The organism is Undibacterium sp. SXout7W, assembly GCF_049339385.1.
Lineage (GTDB): Bacteria > Pseudomonadota > Gammaproteobacteria > Burkholderiales > Burkholderiaceae_D > Undibacterium.
Map to the genome: position 1 here is coordinate 87886 of NZ_JBMPPF010000012.1, position 18901 is coordinate 106786.

At 48.1% G+C, this 18901-nt stretch carries 16 protein-coding genes; 8 read left to right on the forward strand and 8 right to left on the reverse strand.

The features are described from left to right. Positions 1–38: 38 nt before the first annotated feature. Both ACO0LB_RS12645 and uraH read right to left on the reverse strand, forming a co-directional pair. Positions 39–1238 carry a urate hydroxylase PuuD gene (locus ACO0LB_RS12645; protein WP_423049521.1) on the reverse strand — a complete coding sequence of 400 codons (1200 nt, stop codon included), beginning with the start codon at positions 1236–1238 and terminating at the stop codon, positions 39–41. A 139-nt stretch (positions 1239–1377) separates the two neighbouring features. Then, a complete protein-coding gene (gene uraH / locus ACO0LB_RS12650; protein ID WP_423049601.1) occupies positions 1378–1731 on the reverse strand; it encodes a hydroxyisourate hydrolase in 354 nt (117 codons plus the stop codon). Between the two features lie 731 nt (positions 1732–2462). On the opposite strand from uraH, the gene ACO0LB_RS12655 reads away from it, so the two are divergent. The 7 genes from ACO0LB_RS12655 (at position 2463) to ACO0LB_RS12685 (ending at position 9972) form a co-directional block, all read left to right on the forward strand. Continuing rightward, positions 2463–3980 (forward strand): nucleobase:cation symporter-2 family protein, encoded by a 1518-nt coding sequence (locus ACO0LB_RS12655; RefSeq protein WP_423049523.1) that lies wholly within the window; start codon positions 2463–2465, stop codon positions 3978–3980. Between the two features lie 27 nt (positions 3981–4007). After that, positions 4008–4955 (forward strand): allantoinase PuuE, encoded by a 948-nt coding sequence (puuE, locus tag ACO0LB_RS12660; protein WP_423049603.1) that lies wholly within the window; start codon positions 4008–4010, stop codon positions 4953–4955. Further along, entirely contained in the window at positions 4952–5470 is a 519-nt protein-coding gene (gene uraD / locus ACO0LB_RS12665; RefSeq protein WP_423049525.1) for a 2-oxo-4-hydroxy-4-carboxy-5-ureidoimidazoline decarboxylase, read from the forward strand. The genes puuE and uraD overlap by 4 nt, the downstream gene beginning before the upstream one ends. A gap of 74 nt (positions 5471–5544) precedes the next feature. Further along, positions 5545–6645, forward strand: a complete 1101-nt coding sequence (locus tag ACO0LB_RS12670) for a porin (RefSeq protein ID WP_423049527.1) — start codon at positions 5545–5547, stop codon at positions 6643–6645. A gap of 94 nt (positions 6646–6739) precedes the next feature. Next, the gene (locus ACO0LB_RS12675) at positions 6740–7999 is read left to right on the forward strand and encodes an allantoate amidohydrolase (RefSeq protein WP_423049529.1); all 1260 of its coding nucleotides are present in this window, start codon (positions 6740–6742) and stop codon (positions 7997–7999) included. Between the two features lie 114 nt (positions 8000–8113). Continuing rightward, on the forward strand, positions 8114–9337 hold the full coding sequence (locus ACO0LB_RS12680; protein ID WP_423049531.1) for a M20 family metallopeptidase: 1224 nt from the start codon (positions 8114–8116) through the stop codon (positions 9335–9337). Positions 9338–9573: 236 nt separating this feature from the next. Further along, positions 9574–9972 (forward strand): tautomerase family protein, encoded by a 399-nt coding sequence (locus tag ACO0LB_RS12685; protein ID WP_423049533.1) that lies wholly within the window; start codon positions 9574–9576, stop codon positions 9970–9972. Between the two features lie 144 nt (positions 9973–10116). Here the strand turns inward: ACO0LB_RS12685 and ACO0LB_RS12690 are convergent, their stop codons facing one another. The 6 genes from ACO0LB_RS12690 to gcl form a co-directional block, all read right to left on the reverse strand. Next, entirely contained in the window at positions 10117–10818 is a 702-nt protein-coding gene (locus ACO0LB_RS12690; RefSeq protein ID WP_423049535.1) for a GntR family transcriptional regulator, read from the reverse strand. Positions 10819–11355: 537 nt separating this feature from the next. Beyond that, entirely contained in the window at positions 11356–12789 is a 1434-nt protein-coding gene (pyk, locus tag ACO0LB_RS12695) for a pyruvate kinase (RefSeq protein WP_423049537.1), read from the reverse strand. 129 nt (positions 12790–12918) lie between these two features. Continuing rightward, positions 12919–14187, reverse strand: coding sequence for a glycerate kinase type-2 family protein (locus ACO0LB_RS12700; RefSeq protein ID WP_423049539.1), 1269 nt, complete (start codon positions 14185–14187; stop codon positions 12919–12921). A gap of 55 nt (positions 14188–14242) precedes the next feature. Continuing rightward, positions 14243–15130 carry a 2-hydroxy-3-oxopropionate reductase gene (glxR, locus tag ACO0LB_RS12705; RefSeq protein ID WP_423049541.1) on the reverse strand — a complete coding sequence of 296 codons (888 nt, stop codon included), beginning with the start codon at positions 15128–15130 and terminating at the stop codon, positions 14243–14245. A gap of 118 nt (positions 15131–15248) precedes the next feature. Further along, positions 15249–16034 (reverse strand): hydroxypyruvate isomerase, encoded by a 786-nt coding sequence (gene hyi, locus ACO0LB_RS12710; RefSeq protein WP_423049605.1) that lies wholly within the window; start codon positions 16032–16034, stop codon positions 15249–15251. A gap of 40 nt (positions 16035–16074) precedes the next feature. Further along, the gene (gene gcl, locus ACO0LB_RS12715; RefSeq protein ID WP_423049543.1) at positions 16075–17850 is read right to left on the reverse strand and encodes a glyoxylate carboligase; all 1776 of its coding nucleotides are present in this window, start codon (positions 17848–17850) and stop codon (positions 16075–16077) included. 132 nt (positions 17851–17982) lie between these two features. Between gcl and ACO0LB_RS12720 the strand changes: the two genes are divergently transcribed. After that, a complete protein-coding gene (locus tag ACO0LB_RS12720; RefSeq protein WP_423049545.1) occupies positions 17983–18891 on the forward strand; it encodes a LysR family transcriptional regulator in 909 nt (302 codons plus the stop codon). Positions 18892–18901: the final 10 nt, after the last annotated feature.

Below are 18901 nucleotides of genomic sequence, written 5' to 3' on the forward strand. Positions count from 1 at the left end.
AAAAAAAATCGGCGGATGATGAGTCCGCCGATCGTTGATTATTTTGCCCCTGCCTCAAACCATGCAGCTATGCGTGCACGTTCAGTGTCTGTGATATTGGTGACATTTCCCAGCGGCATATTTTTTTGTACTACCGCTTGCTGATAGATGAGTTGTGCATGTTGTTTGATGTGATCTGTCGTTTCTAAGGCAATTCCTTTGGCAGCACTCGGCATCATGCTGGGTTTGGCCGCATGACATTGCACGCAGCGTGCTTGTAAAATTTGCTGCACTTCATTGATGCTAACCTCTGTTGTTGTTCCTGCCTTGTTATTGGTTGCAGGTACGGATACAGATGATGGTGCTATCCAGGCAATGACTGCCGTTAGCAGAACGACGGCGAAAGTCGGATAGGCAAAATTGATCTTACCTTTATGACGCAGAATAAAAAACTGACGGATCAATACACCTGCCAGCATAATCAATATCAATACCAGCCAGTTGTACTGGTTGCTATATGTCATGCTGTAATGATTTGACAGCATGGCAAACAGTACAGGCAGCGTGAAATAGGTGTTGTGTACACTACGCTGCTTACCGCGCTGACCATGTATCGGATCTACTGGTTGGTTGGCTTTCATAGATGCCACTATTTTTCTTTGGCCCGGAATAATCCAGAAAAAAACATTGGCACTCATGATGGTCGCAATCATCGCTCCGATGATCAAAAACGCTGCGCGTCCGGCAAACAAGTGGCAGGCAGCCCAGGCAGCGGTACATACATACAGCACGACCAGAATCGCCAGAAGTCGCTCATTTTTCCGCAAGGCACGACAAAGCACATCGTAGATGAGCCAGCCAGCAACCAGAAACGATAAAGCCAATATCACTGCAGTGGAGGGGGATAAATGGGCGACATTCGGATCAATCAGAAATACTTTTGGATTGAACAGATAAAGTACCGAGAACAGGCCAAAACCTGATAACCACGTACTGTAAGATTCCCAGTAAAACCAGTGTACGTCGTCAGGTAATTCTGGTGGTGCTCCCAGATATTTTTGTGGATTATAAAAGCCGCCCCCGTGCAGCGCCCACAATTCTCCACCGACGCCTTTCTTTTTCAGTGTGGGGTCTTGCGGTGCTTTCAGGCTGTTATCCAACCATACAAAGTAAAAAGATGATCCTATCCATGCGATCGCGACGATCACATGCAGCCAGCGCAATAAGAGATTGGCCCAATCAAGCAAATACGTTTCCATCAATATATCTCCAGATTCATTTTTAGTATGTTAATTGATTACGACGGTAAGCCGTTGTTTAAGTAACTTATTCAGTAAGGTAATAAGTGACTCAATAATTGGCTTAACAAGTTACTTAACAAGTTACGCAACAAGTGACTCAACTACCACGATAGGTTGAATAACTCCACGGAGTGGTCACCAGCGGAACGTGGTAGTGCTGGGATGCATCAGCGACTCCGAAACGCAAGATCACAATATCGAGAAAATTTGGCGTTGGCAGACGGATGCCGAGTCCTGAAAAGTACTCTCCTATATGGAAATGCAATTCATAGACACCTTCTTGAAAAGCTGGCCCCTCCAGAAGCGGGCTATCACATCGGCCATCGTGATTGGTTAATTTGCTTAACAATAAATTGGATTTATTGTCGACAATTTTGTATAGGTCTATCCGTATTCCCTGACCCGGTTTGCCGTGTGCGGTATTGAGGACGTGCGTGGTTAAACGGCTCATCATGACTCCTGAATAATAGTATGGAAAGAAATTACTAGGGCGAAGAAGTGCCCGTAGCTTCGGACGTGAAGTGTCTCCTTACTGTTGTATGGAGATTGCAGCTGTCCGTGATGTTGAACAAAAATGCAAACAAATTGTTGACAATTATAGGAGTCGTTGGCATCCTCGTCAATGTGCTTTGTTGATGGAAATTAAAACGAGACATGTGCTTGTTCCCGTTCTCACTTTGTAGAACGAATAGGCCGCGATGACTTTCCTGAGTTTCAGAATATAGGCAATACCAGCGTTGAGGGGGGGGGGATGGCAATCCTGTCAAAAGTAGCATTGCCAGCAAAAGATCGTATGAGTACAGAAATGACAATGCGATGCTGGGACACCGTCTACTCAACGGTATAAGGCGTAAAGAGCAGTCTCTGGGGAACGTTGATGATTCTTGCCCGTCACCATACGGACAAGGTATTCATGAAATGATCAGCCATATCTGGTTGAAGTCGCATTTCATCTGGCACATACCGTAGTGTCAGTATTGCTTCAGTATGGCCCGACGATTGCTTGACTTAGGTGCTGTAACTGACCTGATGTGCATTTGCCAGCTGAATGTTGCTGAGTCGGAGTAAGCGTTTTGATTTACGGACGGCTTCAGTCAAGTCGCTCCTGTAGTACCTGTTTTACCAATAATACAAAATGATAAAAACAATCAATCACAACCTTGATTAATCTGGAGAAGACATATGAGTAGCTCACAATCCGCCGTTGCGGTGGAGTCGTATCAACATGACGATGCCGCCAAGCTATCTGGCATCGAAGAAGTTTCTGCTGTCGATGAACGCCTGCCAGTCGCCAAGCTGGCGACGCTGGGTTTGCAGCATGTGCTGGTCATGTATGCTGGTGCCATTGCTGTGCCACTGATTGTTGGCAGAGCCTTGCATTTGAGCGCAGAGCAGGTTGCCGCGCTGATTTGTGCGGATTTATTTTGCTGTGGCATGACGACGGTTGTGCAATCGTGGGGGCTGGGGCGTTATTTTGGTATTCGGCTGCCAGTCATGATGGGCGTCACATTTGCTTCCGTCAGTCCGATGCTGGCGATGGCTGCTGATCCTGCTTTGGGTGTGACCGGAATTTTCGGGTCGGTCATCGGTGCCGGATTGTTGTCCATGCTCATTGCACCTTTTATTGGCAGGGTGCTGACACTGTTTCCACCAGTTGTGACGGGCTCTATTATTTCCGTGATTGGTATTTCTCTGATGAGCGTAGGCGTCAACTGGGCAGTTGGCGGGCCACCGGGAATGGCAACGATACCTGATCCTGCATTTTTGCAATTGGTTGAAACTGCTAAGCTCGCTGGGCTGCCTGTGCCTGTTGGTCCGGCACCGATGATTCCGAACCCAGCCTATGCCGCATTGGATAATCTGGGAATCGCTCTGTTTGTGCTGGTGATTATTTTGTTGGTCGCCAAATATGCACGCGGGTTTCTGGCAAATATTTCCGTATTGACCGGAATTGCGGCAGGAACAGTGTTGGCGTATGCGATGGGCAAAGTTGATTTCAGCAAAGTGGCTGCAGCGAAAACATTTGCTTTCGTGACGCCGTTTCAATTTGGAGTGCCAACGTTTAAGCCTTTGGCTATTCTCACAATGACGCTGGTGATGTTGGTGGTGATGATTGAGTCTACCGGCATGTTTCTGGCGTTAGGTGAACTGACTGGTAAAAAAATCACAAAAGAAGATATTACCCGTGGTTTGAGAGTCGATGGTCTGGGAACGATGATTGGTGGTCTGTTCAATACTTTTCCGTACACGTCTTTTTCTCAGAATGTCGGTCTGGTGGGGGTGACAGGTGTCAAAAGCCGTTGGGTGTGCGTCGCTGCTGGCTTCATTCTGATGGCGATGGGCGTACTACCTAAAATCGCTACTGCGGCCGTCGCTATTCCACAATTTGTTTTAGGTGGTGCAGGGCTGGTCATGTTTGGTATGGTCGCCGCTACCGGTATTCGCATTCTGAGTAGCGTCGATTTTAAAACCTCACGCAACAATCAGTTTATCGTAGCTATCTCGATAGGATTCGGGATGTTGCCGATGGTCGCGTCCAAGTATTCACAACATATGCCTAAAGGTCTGGATTCCCTGTTACATAGCGGGATTTTGATGGCTGCATTGGTGGCAGTTCTATTAAATATGTACTTTAATGGCATTCATTCACAGAGCGAAGCTGAATTGGCGGCGAAAGAAAACTGTCACGGCAGCGAATAGAGATTTGTACTTCATAAAGAAAACATGATGGAAAATAATCATAACTATCCACGCGATCTGATTGGCTATGGTCGCTCAGTTCCCCACGCGCATTGGCCTGATCAAGCCAGAATCGCGGTGCAGTTTGTCCTGAATTACGAAGAGGGCGGAGAAAACTGTGTATTGCACGGCGATCAGGCATCCGAAAAATTTCTTTCTGAAATTATTGGCGCCGACGCGTATGAAGCGCGGCACATGTCGATGGAGTCTATCTATGAATATGGTTCCCGCGCGGGCGTATGGCGTATCTTGCGCGAGTTTGAACAGAGAAAATTACCATTAACCGTGTTTGGTGTTGCTATGGCTTTGCAGCGCCATCCTGAATTGACTCAGGCGTTTATTGAGTTGGGTCATGAAATCGCCTGCCATGGCTTGCGCTGGATACACTATCAGCATATGCACGAAGCAACCGAGCGTGAACACATGCAGGCGGCGATCGCTATTCAAAAAGAGCTGACTGGTCATGCTCCATCTGGATGGTATACCGGCCGTGATTCGCCAAATACGCGCAAGCTGATCGCTGAACATGGTGGATTTTTATATGACTCCGATTACTACGGAGATGATTTGCCTTTCTGGACAGATGTGAGTTTGTCTGATGGTCAGACCAAACCGCATCTGATCGTACCTTACACCCTGGACAGTAATGACATGCGATTTGCTACTGCGCAGGGTTTCAACACCAGCGAACACTTTTACCAGTATCTGAAAGATAGTTTTGATGTGCTGTATGCCGAAGGTGACCCTGATGGGCAGGACAGACCAAAAATGCTGTCAGTGGGGATGCATTGCCGTTTGCTGGGCAGGCCGGGACGTTTCCGCGCGCTGCAACGCTTTTTGGACTATGTGCAGTCACATGACAAAGTGTGGATTTGCAAGCGCGTTGATATTGCGCAGCACTGGATCAAACATCACCCTTATCAGGATAAAAAATGACCCATACATTTTCAATCAATGAATTAAATTCGATGTCGGTAGATCAGTTCACGCAAGCGCTCGGTGCTATTTTTGAGCACTCACCCTGGGTTGCGCAGTGTGCTGCAGAGCTAAGACCGTTTCAGACCATAGCGCAACTACATCAGGCGATGGCAACAGTAGTGCGCGATGCGCATGTCGATGAACGCATCAAGCTGATTCGCGCTCACCCGGAGTTGGCAGGAAAAGCAGCGATGCGCGGTGAGTTGACCGTTGAATCCACCCGTGAGCAACGTGGCGCAGGTCTGGATCAATGTAGTCCTGAAGAATTTGCCGAAGTACAGGATTTAAATCAGCGTTACAACGATAAATTTGGTTTTCCTTTTGTCATTGCTGTGAAAGGGCATGATCGCCACAGTATTTTGTCGCATTTTCGTAAGCGTTTGGGCAATGACAAAGAGACCGAGGTGAATGAATGTATCGAGCAGATTATTAAGATTGGTGGTTTCCGTTTGTCTGATGCGATATCTGAATAATGTTGATTTATTCTGAATGATGAGTGTAAGTGCGAATGCACTGAAAATATAAAAATGAATAAGGAAGAGACAATATGAAAAAAATGATGGTGTTGACGGGTATTTTTGCCAGTCTGGGAGCTGGATATGCCAATGCACAAAGCAGTGTACAGATCAACGGCCTTTTGGATGTCGGCGTTGCATCGATGAAAAATAGCGGTGATACACAAAGAACTTCACAGCTGAAAAGCGGTGGCATGTCTACTTCTTATTTTGGTATCAAAGGATCAGAAGAGCTTGCCGATGGTGTCAAGGCTGAGTTTGCGTTAGCCGGTTTTTTGCGTGGTGATACTGGTGAGTCAGGACGATTTTCTGGTGACACCATGTTTACCAAAGATGCCAATGTTGCGCTTGCAGGCAGCTTTGGCCGCGTTCAACTGGGTCGTGGCAATGCCCCGGGAACCTTGCCAGTCTTTATGTTCAATCCATTTGGCGATTCTTTTACTTACTCACCGCTGGTATTGCATTCATATGTTCCATCCGGCGAAACTTTTGCCAGAAGAAATTGGGTCACATCCAACGCCGCAGACAGTGGCTGGAGTAATGAGGTTGTCTATAGCACGCCCATATTCAATGGTTTAAAAGCGAATCTGTATTATCAGTTTGGTGAGGTTGCTGGTGATAATTCTAAAAAAAATATAGGCATTAATTTCTTATATGCGAATGGGCCATTAGGGCTGACAGCATTTTATCAGGATGCTCAAGTCAGTAATCCGGGGAGTGGCTCTGCTCTGGTCGATGCGACTGGGTCATTGGGAACCCCAGTAAAGTACAACAGCATCAACCGTCAGAAGGGATACTTTTTAGGTGCAAGTTACGATATGAATATCGTGAAGTGGTTTGCGACCTATCAGATCAATCATGACGATACCAATAGTGTCGCGGATATGCGCGATAGAATTTTTAGCTTAGGTTTAAGCGCCCCGGTTGGGAATGGGAAAGTATTGTTTGATTATGCCAATACGCAACGTACAGGCAGCCTGGTTGGTGCTGATTTAAAGCGCGATACCAGTGCTCTGGCGTATGATTATTTTCTTTCTCCCCGAACGGATGTCTACTTCGTATTCATGTCGGACAAAGTGACGGCCGCTGATCGTGCAAGCAGTGTGGGCATGGGATTGCGACATAAATTCTGAGTGAATAAGATCAAACTATATATCTGTTCATTGATTTAATTGTATACAATATTAGGGTGCAATTAATTGTTGCACCCTTAAGAGGAGATGTTGAATGCCCCAAAATGTAAAGGGAATCACGATCATGCGTCGGGCAGATGAGTTAGCCCTTCATACGGAAGCTCCCGGAATGTTGACTCGCACTTTCCTGACTCATGCACATCAGGGGGCAGCGGCAACATTGACGGAATGGATGCGTGAAGCGGGTATGCATGTGCGGCGTGATGCCGTTGGCAATGTGATTGGGCGTTATGAAGGTTTGACGCCAGATGCACCTGCATTATTAACCGGCTCTCATTTTGATACGGTAAAAAATGCAGGAAAGTACGATGGTAATTTAGGTATTTTGTTGCCAATTACTTGTGTCGCGGAATGGCATCGGCAAGGGCGCCGTTTTCCGTTTGCAATAGAAGTGATCGGTTTTGCTGAAGAAGAAGGTGTTCGCTATAAAGCCACTTTGCTAGGCAGTCGTGCAATTGCTGGCAAGTTTGATGAGTCCTTACTCGATAAAGTCGATGAGCAGGGGATTCGTATGCGTGACGCAATTTCTATTGCTGGGTTTGATGCTACGACAATCAAGACGGCTGCATTCAACCCGGAGAAAGTCCTCGGATTTGTTGAAGTACACATCGAACAGGGACCGGTATTGCTGAATGAGCATCTGGCTGTTGGAATCGTTACTGCGATTTCCGGTGCCTCCAGATTTATGGTCATAGCAACCGGTCTTGCTGGCCATGCAGGCACTGTTCCCATGAATTTGCGTCGTGATGCTGCCATGGCAGCGGCAGAAATTGGTTTGTATATCGAAAAATGCTGCTCTGGAATTCCGGGTCTGGTCGGTACGGTTGGTCAGTTTGACGTACCAAATGGTGCCGCCAATACTGTGCCGGGCAAAGCAATATGGACGATTGATATTCGTGCTGAAAGCGACGATATCCGGCTCGCTGCTGTGAATGACGTGATGGCCAAAATGAAAGAAATCGCTGATCGTCGCGATATTCATCTAGATATACAGCAGACGCATGATGCTATCAGCGTTCCCTGTGCAAAAAATTTACAGCAACAGCTCGCTGCTGCAATCAAAAAAAATGGCATTCCTGTCAGATATCTTCCTTCTGGCGCCGGGCATGATGCGATGGCGATTGCTTCTCTGACTGAGGTTGCGATGCTTTTTGTGCGTTGTGGTCGTGGCGGTATCAGCCATCATCCCGACGAAATAATGACAGCAGAAGATGCCGAACTGGCTGCGCAGGTGTTTAGTAATTTTATTGAGCAGTTTGCCCATCCAACTACGGACCATCATCAAGGCCAATAAAACTGTCTCATTTGGCAAATTAGCTGACATAGTTGACATAGCGTGAATAGCCAAGTTAGCAAAGACAACAAAGACAACTCATTTAACTGACAACTGAATAAAGAAACCAAGATCATGAACACATACGAAAAACTGGATGCCTGGATTGATGAACACTTTGATGAACAGATCCGCTTTTTACAGGAACTGATACGCGTTCCGACAGATACACCACCAGGTAATAATGCACCTCATGCAGACCGTACCGCAGATTTGCTCCAGAACTTTGATATTCATGCAGAGAAATACAGCGTTCCTGACGCTGAAGTAAAGGCAGCAGGTTTGGAAAGTATTACCAATTTGTTGGTGAAACGTGAATATGGCCCGGGGAAAACCGTCTTGTTGAATGCACATGGGGATGTGGTTCCACCAGGAGAAGGATGGACGAAAAATCCCTATGGCGGTGAAATTGAGGATGGGAAAATATATGGCCGTGCCGCAGCTGTCAGTAAATGTGATTTCTCTACCTATACCTTTGCCTTACGGGCACTGGAAGCTGTTGCTAAACCAAAGGCCGGTAAGCTCGAATTATTGTTCACTTACGATGAAGAATTCGGCGGTGAGGTTGGGCCAGCCTGGATGTTGAAACACCATATCATCAAGCCTGATCTGATGATTGCCGCGGGGTTTTCTTATCAGGTGGTAACGGCTCATAATGGCTGTTTACAGATGGAAGTGACTGTTCACGGAAAAATGGCACATGCAGCCATCCCTGATTCTGGTGTTGATGCCCTGCAAGGTGCTGTCGCGGTTTTGAACGCTTTGTATGCGCAGAATACATTGTATAAACAGGTGTGTTCAAAGGTGGAAGGCATCACGCATCCTTACCTGAATGTCGGAATGATAGAGGGTGGAACTAACACCAATGTTATTCCGGGTCGTGTCACGATGAAGCTCGATCGACGCATGATTCCTGAAGAAAATCCGGCAGAAGTTGAAGCGACTTTGCGTCAGGTGATAACAGATGCTGCGGCGAAAATGCCAGGTATCAGTGTTGATGTGAAACGCATTCTGTTATGCAATGCCATGCAGCCGTTACCGGGCAATACTCCATTGGTCGATGCAATTCAGCATCACGGTGAACAAGTCTTTGGTGAAAAGATTCCAGCCTTGGGAACACCTTTATATACAGATGTACGCTTATTTTGTGAAGCGGGTATTCCTGGCGTAATCTACGGTGCTGGTCCGCGTACTGTGCTGGAGTCACATGCCAAGCGTGCAGATGAACGACTGGATCTGAACGATTTGCGTCGCGCGACTAAAGTGATCGCACGTACATTGGTTGATTTGTTGAAATGATTCGTTAACGCTGATTTGAAACAGAGTTGAATCGGGTTTTTGATTGGCGTTCAAGTGATTTCGCAATGATGGCATTTGCTCTTAGCGTAACAATGCAGTTGCAGACTTAGATGCTCTTTTTGTTTCGTTCATTCATTGGATGAATGAATCTTCACATTATTAAATCCTTTATCAGATAACAGGACCATCGTCATGGTGTTCTGTTGTCGCCTAAATATTTACAATAGAAAGAAACTATGCCGTTTATACGTACCGCTGTGAAGAAGGGGTGTAGCGCCGCCAGAAAAAAAGATATTGTGCATGGAATACATCAGGCATTAATAGACAGCATTCATATGCCTGAAGATGAATTGTTCAATCTTTTGACGGAATATGAACCCGATGATTTTTTTTATAGCCGGACATTTAATGGAATTGCCCGTTCCGATGATCTGGTTGTTGTAGAAATTACCATGCGGCGCGGCCGCAGTGACGCAATGAAAAAAGATCTGTATGCAAAAATTGCTGAAAATCTGCAGAAGTGTGCAGCAGTATCACCTGCTGATATTTTCATATTTACACATGAAAATGATTATTCAGACTGGTCTGTCGGCAATGGGGCATTTGCCATGAACATTGTTCAACAACGAGGTTAGTATTGTCAGATCAAAACACGCATGCTGTTGAATGATGTCTGATTAAACAAAGAAGTCACGAAAAAAGCCGCGAAGCAACAGCAGAGAATCGAAAGTGCTGGCCAGGGTTGATATACATTACTGATACAGTAAAGTTCAGCATGCTCAGGTGAGTAAAGCGGTAATCAAGTCTTTTTTCATTTCATGTTCACTGGCATTAAATTGCAATGCTGACTCAACATGCTCCAGATGTTCCATCATCAATCGAATTGCATGCTCCGTGTCGCCAGATTTGGCGGCACGCAGAAATGCCAGATGCTCATCCGAAGAACAAGCCGCATCTCTCTCTGACTGATAGAGCATCGTAATCAGTGTGCTGCGTGCAATCAGTTCCTGCATGATCTCAGTCAGTACATGATTACCGACAATCTCGGCGATCAGAATATGGAAGTCACCCAGAATCTCTGAGCGCATTCTGGAATTGCCATCTGATACTGCTTTATGTTCTTGCTTTAAATGTCGTTCCAGCGCTTTGTAATCGAGCGTTTTTGCTTTAGCAATAAATTCTCTGGTAATTGCTGCTTCAATAATCCGCCTTGCGGCAAATACTTCACGTGCTTCTTTTTCGCTAGGTTGACTGACAAAGGCACCTTTGTCGGGAACAATATTGACCAGCTTATCTTTCGATAAAATTAATAATGCCGCACGGATTTTAGTTCTGCTGACAGAATAGACGCCAGCGAGGGCTTCCTCGCGCAGTTTTGTGCCCGGAGGAAGTTTACGTGCAGCGATCGCCATCGCAATGTCATCCGCAATCGCTTGTGAACTTTGTTTGCTTGTTTCTTCTTTGTCTTTTAGTGGGGCCATAAAACGCTATGATGTGTTGCAGATAGTGCTGTTGATCTTGTATTCGGCCAATCATGCAGGCACTGGGTATTGACCTGTGCCGACAGTGCAGGGCTGCTGTTGCTATTGTAAATGGAATGAGCAGCGACTTTGCAGTTGATTTATAAGTCCTCTGAGGTGTAAGGACAGCAAACACAACTCGGTATGAGGGCGTACCAATTCGGACGGACAAAATAGGACGGATTAAATAGGACGTGTAGCCAAGAAAAGTGCTAAAGACGGTATGAAGGTAAAAAAGGTTGACGTCATATCGATGCCTTACTAATGATGCTTGGATACCATGTTCAGCTGGAGAGCGGTGTTTCAGAAGTGGAGAGCAATCCGTCGGAAAAATATACTGATGGCATATGCAGGTAACCTGTTTGGCGGATATGTCTGAAAGGCCACAGCGCTATGATGCTCATGATCATCGCTTGCCATCAGAATTGCTGACACTACGCTGCCAGGGTTGCTGCGTGGTGTCAGTCAGTGATGAAATAGAGTAAAAGTAGTTGTTGATTATGTCGTTGTCGTACCGGGCCAGATTTCTGCAATGCGTAGTAAATTGGTACTGCCCGACTCCCCAAATGGGATACCTGCGGTGATGACGATATGTTCTCCTGCTTGAGCAAATCCCTCTGCCACAGCAGTATGGCAGGCAGCGCTCACCAGTTCATCGATGGTCAGTGGCGTAGTGTTGACGGTGGAATGTACCCCCCATACCAGATTCAGGCGACGCGCAACCTCTTGCTTTGGCGATATGCTGAGTATGGCGGCAGAAGGGCGCTCTCTTGCTGCCCGTAGCGTCGTATGTCCTGAGCTGGTATATGTGACAGTGGCGCGGGCGCCGATGATGTGCGTCACACTGCGCAAAGCGGAACATATGGCATCCCCTTTGTTTGACAGCGGTGGAACTTGCTGGGCGTCGAGCATATTGCGATAGAGCGGGTCTTTTTCGACCTCACAGATAATGCGGTTCATCATGGCAACTGCTTGTTCTGGAAATGCACCACTGGCAGATTCAGCAGACAGCATGACCGCATCTGCACCATCGTATATAGCGCTGGCAACATCTGATGCCTCGGCACGAGTTGGTACGGGAGCCGCAATCATCGATTCCAGCATTTGTGTTGCAATCACGATCGGTACACCCTGTGTGCGGCAACTGCGTAAAATGCGTTTTTGTGCACCGGGAACCTGTTCTGGCGGTAACTCAACGCCCAAATCTCCTCTGGCGACCATAATCGCATCAGATACCGCCACGATTTCATCCAGTCTGTCGAGTGCCGCCGGTTTTTCCAGTTTTGCCAGCAAGCCTGCGCGCTGGCCTATCAGCGCTCTTGCGTCGAGAAGGTCCTCTGGTCTTTGCACAAAGGATAGCGCGATCCAGTCTGCCCCCATGTCCAGAGCAAAATCCAAATCCCTTTTGTCTTTTTCCGTTAGCGCTGGAATCGGCAGGACCGCATCCGGGACATTGACTCCTTTACGATCTGACAATATGCCGCCATTGATGACCTTTGTATGAATATGTGTGGCATCACTGTGTAAGACTTGTAAGCGCAGTTTGCCATCATCAAGCAGTAGCGATTGCCCTGCATTAATGACAGAAAATAACTCGGGATGGGGTAGACACACGCGTTGTGCTGAGCCAGGAGCTGGATCATTGTCCAGCGTGAATGTTGCGCCGTTTTCCAGAAAAACCTTGCCTTCTGCGAATTGACCCACTCTTAATTTTGGCCCTTGCAGATCGGCCAGAATTGCAATCGGTCTGCCATAACTACGTTCTATCTCTCTGACGATGTCGCAGCGGAGCTGATGATCCTGATGTGTGCCGTGGCTGAAATTGAAGCGAAAGACATCGGCACCAGCAAGGAACAGTGCCAGTATGGCTTCTTTGGTATTACTGGCGGGACCGAGGGTGGCGACGATCTTGGCTTTGCGTTGACGTCTCATAGAATTTCCTTGTGGTGAAAAAGTGAATCGATGAATACGGGAGGCCGCATCGGTTGCAAGCTCCGTGATTGCCGCTATCTCTGTCGAGCAGATCAATTCATCGAATGAGAGAAGGTACTTCTGGAGTATTCACAAAATCAGAATTGCTCTGAAGTCATTCACGTTGGTACGGGTAGGACCACTGACGACCAGATCGTCGAGTGTGCTGAAAAAGCGATATCCGTCGTTATTGTCGAGCAAGGTACGTGCTCTGATACCGGCAGCTTCTCCTCGCTCCAAAGAGCCTGGATCGCATAGCGCACCGGCATTGTCTTCGGAACCATCTATACCATCGGTGTCGCAGGCAATCGCATAGATATCCGGTTGTCCATCCAGTGCGACAGCGAGACTCAGCAGAAATTCAGCATTCCTTCCACCACGACCATTCCCTTTCACTGTGACGGTAGTTTCTCCACCTGAAATCAGCACGCAGGGCGGCTGAAATGGTTGCCCGTGTTGTGTGATCTGTCTTGCAATGGCGGCATGCATGATACCTATATCTCTGGCTTCACCTTCGACGCTGTTAGACAAAATATACGGCGTGACACCAGCAGCTCTGGCGGTATTGGCAGCTGCCTCCAATGCTTCCTGCGCTGTGGCGATGACGTGGTGCGTGTGACGCCGGAAGCGTGGGTCATCAGGTTTTGGCGTCTCTCCAGCTCCAGAGATCAGGTGCTGTCGTACGCTTTCTGGTGTGTCGATATGATATTTGTTCAAGATCGCCAACGCATCGGCGCAAGTAGTGTGATCTGCTAAGGTGGGACCGCTGGCAATCATGGCCGGATCGTCACCGGGAACATCTGATATCAGTAAGGTCACTAGTGTTGCTGGTGTGCAGGCAAGTCCAAGCCGGCCGCCTTTGATGGCAGACAGATGTTTGCGCACACAATTTATTTCTGAAATGCTGGCACCACTTTTTAAGAGTGCTTTGTTGATCTGCTGTTTTTGCTCCAGTGTGATGCCCTCAGCGGGAAGCGCAAGCAATGCGGAACCACCACCGGAAATCAGGCACAAAACCAGATCATCTTCTGTCAACCCTTGTACCATTTCCATGATACGTGCCGCTGCTTGTTGACCAGCCGCGTCTGGCACCGGATGGGCTGCTTCCACAATCTCGATTTTCCGGCATTCGGCACCGTGTCCATAGCGTGTAACAACAAGCCCCGATAGTGGTCCCTGCCAGCAGTCTTCCACGGTTTTTGCCATGGCAGCAGCAGCTTTACCTGCGCCAATAACGACGGTTCGTCCGCTTGCTGATGGTCTTGGCAGAAAGGGGGGCAGACATTGCTGTGCGCTAACGGCTTTGACTGCACTAGCATATAAATCAAGCAAAAACTGACGGGGAACAAGGGTATTCATGCTGGTGATCTTTCATAAAAAACGGGAGCAAACGTTCGCCGCCATGAGGCAGCTCTCAGGCCTGCGCAATTTCGTGATTCGACATCAGTTCGATTGCCCTGCACAAAGCAGAGTGATCCAGACCACTCATGCCATTGGCTGCACAAGCATTCATCAGCTCCTGAGCCATCGCGGTATTGGGCAGTGATACGCCCAATGTTTTAGCTCCTTGCAAGGCCAGATTCAAATCTTTCTGATGCAATTCAATTCTGAAACCTGGGTTGAAGGTACGCTTTACCATGCGTTCTCCATGTACTTCGAGGATGCGTGATGCTGCAAATCCTCCCATCAGTGCCTGGCGCACCCTGGCAGGATCAGCACCTGCCTTGGAGGCAAACAGTAAAGCCTCGGCGACAGCCTGGATATTGAGTGCCACGATAATTTGGTTAGCGACTTTGGTGGTTTGTCCATCGCCGTTAGCGCCGACGAGCGTGATGTTTTTACCCATTAATTCAAATAACGGTTTAACCGTATTGAACGCCGCCTCCGAGCCACCAACCATGATCGTCAGCGAAGCGGCCTTGGCGCCGACTTCACCGCCAGAAACTGGTGCATCCAGGTATTCGCAGCCCAGCGCCTGAATTTTTTTTGCAAATTCCTTGGTTGCCATCGGCGAAATGGAGCTCATGTCAACGACGATTTTTCCTTTTTCCAGACCCTCGGCAATACCTTTTTCACCGAACAATACCGCCTCTACATGCGGTGTATCGGGAACCATGATGATGACGATATCTGCCCGTTTGGCGACCTCTGCACCCGAAGTGCAAACGGTTGCGCCTGCGTCGATCAGTGTTGCAGGGGGATTTCTATGATCATGCAGATAAAGTTTGTGGCCACCTGCTTGTAAATTTGCCGCCATGGGTGCGCCCATAATGCCCAGCCCGATAAAGCCTATTTTTGCCATGATTTTGCCTTTTGATAAATATGTATTGGTTCAGAATATTGGTCTGATTCACTTGATCACTCGATCACTCGATCACTCGATACTGATTCAGACCATACTGTTGTTCGTTTTAGCTTGTTTATGCGTGAATACCATGCATCGCGCGCCAGTTCAGTCCTTCAAGCGTGCTGCTCTTTGGCTTGTATTCACAGCCTATCCAACCGGCATATTGCAATGCTTCCAGTTGCTCGAATAAAAAGCGATAGTTGATTTCACCGGTGCCGGGTTCGCATCGTCCAGGATTGTCTGCCAGTTGCAGGTGTCGTATCAGTCCAAAGTTCGCTGTGATAGTCTTGAGTAATTCGCCTTCCATTCTCTGCATGTGGTAAATGTCGTACTGAATGAAGATGTTGTCCGAACCTGTTGCCTCGATCAGCGCTGCCGCTTGTTTCGTACCTGACAGAAAAAATCCCGGTATGTCAAAGGTGTTGATCGCTTCGATCAGGAGCCGGATGCCCGCCGCCTTGAGTTTGTCTGCCGCATAGCGCAGATTGGCCACCGTGGTGGCTTGCGCCAGTTCCTGACTGACGCCGGTCGGAACTATGCCGATGAGACAATTCAATTGCTTCACCCCCAGCACTCTGGCGTAGCGAATTGCTTCGTCTACCCCCTCCCTGAATTCATTGATACGATCAGGGTGGCAGGCGATCCCGCGTTCACCTGCTTCCCAGTTACCGGCAGGCAGGTTGTGTAATACCAGATCAAGCTGATACAGACTGAGTTTGTCGGCAATCTGATCTGCATGGAATGCATAGGGAAATAAAAACTCGACGCCCCGAAAACCTGCTCGCGCAGCAGCTTCAAACCTTTCCATAAAGGGCAGCTCAGTGAATAACATCGTTAAGTTGGCAGCTAATTTCGTCATCATGTCTCCTGTGATTTGTCCTGGCGATTTGTCCAGATAGTCAGTCCAGTAAAGAGATGGCAGTCGGTGCATGTGCTGCTTCGGTTGCCAATTCTTCAAATTCGTTGATATTGTTAATTTCTGTTCCCATAGAGATATTGGTGACACGTTCCAGAATGATCTCTACGACGACAGGAACGCTGAATTCCTGCATCCAGTGGCATGCTTGTTTGATGGCTGCACCAATATTGTCCGGATCGGTGACACGTATCGCTTTGCAACCAAGGCCTTCGACAACGGCGACGTGATCCACACCGTAGCCATTGAGCTCAGGAGCATTGATATTTTCAAAGGCAAGCTGTACGCAATAATCCATATCAAATCCACGTTGCGATTGGCGAATCAAGCCGAGATAGGAGTTATTCACTACGATGTGCAGATACGGAAGTTTGAACTGAGCACCTGCGGCAAGTTCTTCGATCATGAACTGAAAGTCGTAGTCGCCGGAAATCGCCACCACCTGGCGCTTCGGGTCGGCTGCGCAGACACCGAGTGCCGCAGGTATCGTCCAACCCAGCGGGCCAGCCTGCCCACAGTTGATCCAGTGACGTGGGTAGTACACGTGTAGAAATTGGGCCGCTGCAATTTGCGACAATCCTATTGTGCTGACGTAGCAAGTTTCACGGCCAAAGGCTTTGTTCATTTCTTCATATACTCGCTGCGGCTTGATTGGAGTCTGATCGAAATGGGTGCGTCTTTGCATAGATGCTTTGCGTTGCTGGCATTCGGAGAGCCATACCGAGCGGTCTTTTAATTTGCCAGTAGCTTTCCATTCTTTTGCGACATCGATAAACAGCTGCAATGCGGCGTGAGCATCAGACACAATGCCAAAATCCGGGCCAAAGACACGTCCGATTTGTGTCGGTTCAATATCCACATGTACAAACTGACGGTCTTTGGTGAATACATCAACTGAGCCAGTATGGCGATTCGCCCAGCGATTGCCGATGCCCAGCACAAAGTCAGATGCCAGCATCGTCGCGTTGCCGTAGCGATGACTGGTTTGCAAGCCCACCATACCCGCCATCAACGGATGATCATCCGCAATGGATCCCCACCCCATCAGCGTTGGAATGACTGGAATACCGGTCAGTTCTGCAAATTCCACCAGCAGATCGGCGGCATTGGCATTGATAATGCCGCCCCCAGCGGTAATGAGTGGGCGCTCGGCCTCATTCAGCATTGCCAGTGCTTTCGCGATTTGTTCGCGTGTTGCTTTTGGCTTGTATATTTCCAGCGGCTGGTAAGTGTCAGGATCAAATTCAATTTCTGCCATCTGTACATCAAATGGCAGATCAATCAAGACAGGACCGGGACGCCCGGAGCGCATCAGATGAAACGCTTGCTGAAATACCATCGGTACTAAGGCCGGTTCGCGTACCGTCACAGCCCATTTGGTGACGGGTTTTGCGATGGATTCGATATCAACCGCCTGGAAATCCTCTTTATACAGCCGTGCACGTGGAGCTTGGCCGGTAATGCAAAGAATAGGTATGGAATCTGCCTGCGCTGAATAGAGGCCGGTGATCATGTCGGTTCCTGCCGGACCAGATGTCCCGATGCAAACGCCGATGTTACCTGCTTTGGCGCGGGTATATCCTTCTGCCATATGTGATGCTCCTTCCACATGTCTGGCGAGGATATGTCGTATGCTTCCCTGCTTTTTGAGTGCCGCATAAAATGGGTTGATCGCAGCGCCAGGAACACCAAACGCCTGGCTTACGCCTTCTTTTTCCAATACATATGCAGCTGCCTGCGCCGCGCTCATCTTTGCCATGTTGCACCTCGTAGTGGGTAGATTGTGTACAAAATTTGTGTTGATGTTTTGCATCATAAGAGTAAAGTCGGGTTTTGATAATGAGACAAAACATCGCTGTATTCGATACAAAAAATATGTAATGGAGAAGACGTGGATAAACTGACGCAAATTGAAACCTTCGTGGAAGTCGCTGATAAAGGCAGCTTTTCGCGTGCTGCTTTAGGAAAAAACATCACACCTGTGATGCTGGGCAGGAGAATCGACGCTCTGGAAAAGCGTCTGGGCGTCAAACTGATGCACAGAACCACGCGCCACCTGACTTTGACTGAACAAGGCATGGTGTATCTTGAGCACTGCCGCAAGTTACTGACGGATTTGGGGTATGCCGAAGAGATTATTTCGGAAGGGCGACATAAGGCGACAGGGCACCTGATTGTCTCAGCACCAGCGGCGTATGGACGCAAGCATGTGGCGCCCCATGCGCCGGCTTTCATTAAGGCACATCCTGAAGTGCAGATATCCTTTAACTTAACTGATCGGGTTGTTGATCTGGTCAGGGAAGGTTACGACTTGAGCATTCGTATTGGTGGCAATATTGATCCGAATTTTGTGGCAGTTAAACTTGCCAGTAACCGACGGGTTGTGTGCAGTACGCCAGAGTATTTTGAGCGTCACGGAATTCCTCGCCATTTGGATGATTTGGCAGACCACAATTGCCTCTCATTCAATTTGCAAGGTGGCCAGCAGCGAGGGTGGTATTTTCAGGATCATGGTAAACCGGTGATTGTGAAGGCAGCTGGAAATCTGGATTGCAATGATGGCGAATTGTTACACCGTTGGGCTTGCGAAGGGCTTGGTCTGGCATGGCGATCTACGTGGGAAATTGAAGCGCAGCTGGCCTCTGGCGAGTTGATTACGGTGCTGGACGACTATGCTTTACCGCAATATGACATCGTAGCTGTTTATCCACAGCAGCGACATTTACCAGCCAAGATACGTTTCTTTATTGATATGCTCAAGATGGTGTATGCCCATCCGGGATACTGGTTACGAAGATAACCGCAGAAAT

Excerpts from the sequence above, each read along its gene's own strand:
- ACO0LB_RS12645 (WP_423049521.1), bottom strand. The coding sequence starts at position 1,238 with ATGGAAACGTATTTGCTTGATTGGGCCAATCTCTTATTGCGCTGGCTG.
- uraH (WP_423049601.1), bottom strand. The coding sequence starts at position 1,731 with ATGAGCCGTTTAACCACGCACGTCCTCAATACCGCACACGGCAAACCG.
- ACO0LB_RS12655 (WP_423049523.1), top strand. The coding sequence starts at position 2,463 with ATGAGTAGCTCACAATCCGCCGTTGCGGTGGAGTCGTATCAACATGAC.
- puuE (WP_423049603.1), top strand. The coding sequence starts at position 4,008 with ATGGAAAATAATCATAACTATCCACGCGATCTGATTGGCTATGGTCGC.
- uraD (WP_423049525.1), top strand. The coding sequence starts at position 4,952 with ATGACCCATACATTTTCAATCAATGAATTAAATTCGATGTCGGTAGAT.
- ACO0LB_RS12670 (WP_423049527.1), top strand. The coding sequence starts at position 5,545 with ATGAAAAAAATGATGGTGTTGACGGGTATTTTTGCCAGTCTGGGAGCT.
- ACO0LB_RS12675 (WP_423049529.1), top strand. The coding sequence starts at position 6,740 with ATGCCCCAAAATGTAAAGGGAATCACGATCATGCGTCGGGCAGATGAG.
- ACO0LB_RS12680 (WP_423049531.1), top strand. The coding sequence starts at position 8,114 with ATGAACACATACGAAAAACTGGATGCCTGGATTGATGAACACTTTGAT.
- ACO0LB_RS12685 (WP_423049533.1), top strand. The coding sequence starts at position 9,574 with ATGCCGTTTATACGTACCGCTGTGAAGAAGGGGTGTAGCGCCGCCAGA.
- ACO0LB_RS12690 (WP_423049535.1), bottom strand. The coding sequence starts at position 10,818 with ATGGCCCCACTAAAAGACAAAGAAGAAACAAGCAAACAAAGTTCACAA.
- pyk (WP_423049537.1), bottom strand. The coding sequence starts at position 12,789 with ATGAGACGTCAACGCAAAGCCAAGATCGTCGCCACCCTCGGTCCCGCC.
- ACO0LB_RS12700 (WP_423049539.1), bottom strand. The coding sequence starts at position 14,187 with ATGAATACCCTTGTTCCCCGTCAGTTTTTGCTTGATTTATATGCTAGT.
- glxR (WP_423049541.1), bottom strand. The coding sequence starts at position 15,130 with ATGGCAAAAATAGGCTTTATCGGGCTGGGCATTATGGGCGCACCCATG.
- hyi (WP_423049605.1), bottom strand. The coding sequence starts at position 16,034 with ATGACGAAATTAGCTGCCAACTTAACGATGTTATTCACTGAGCTGCCC.
- gcl (WP_423049543.1), bottom strand. The coding sequence starts at position 17,850 with ATGGCAAAGATGAGCGCGGCGCAGGCAGCTGCATATGTATTGGAAAAA.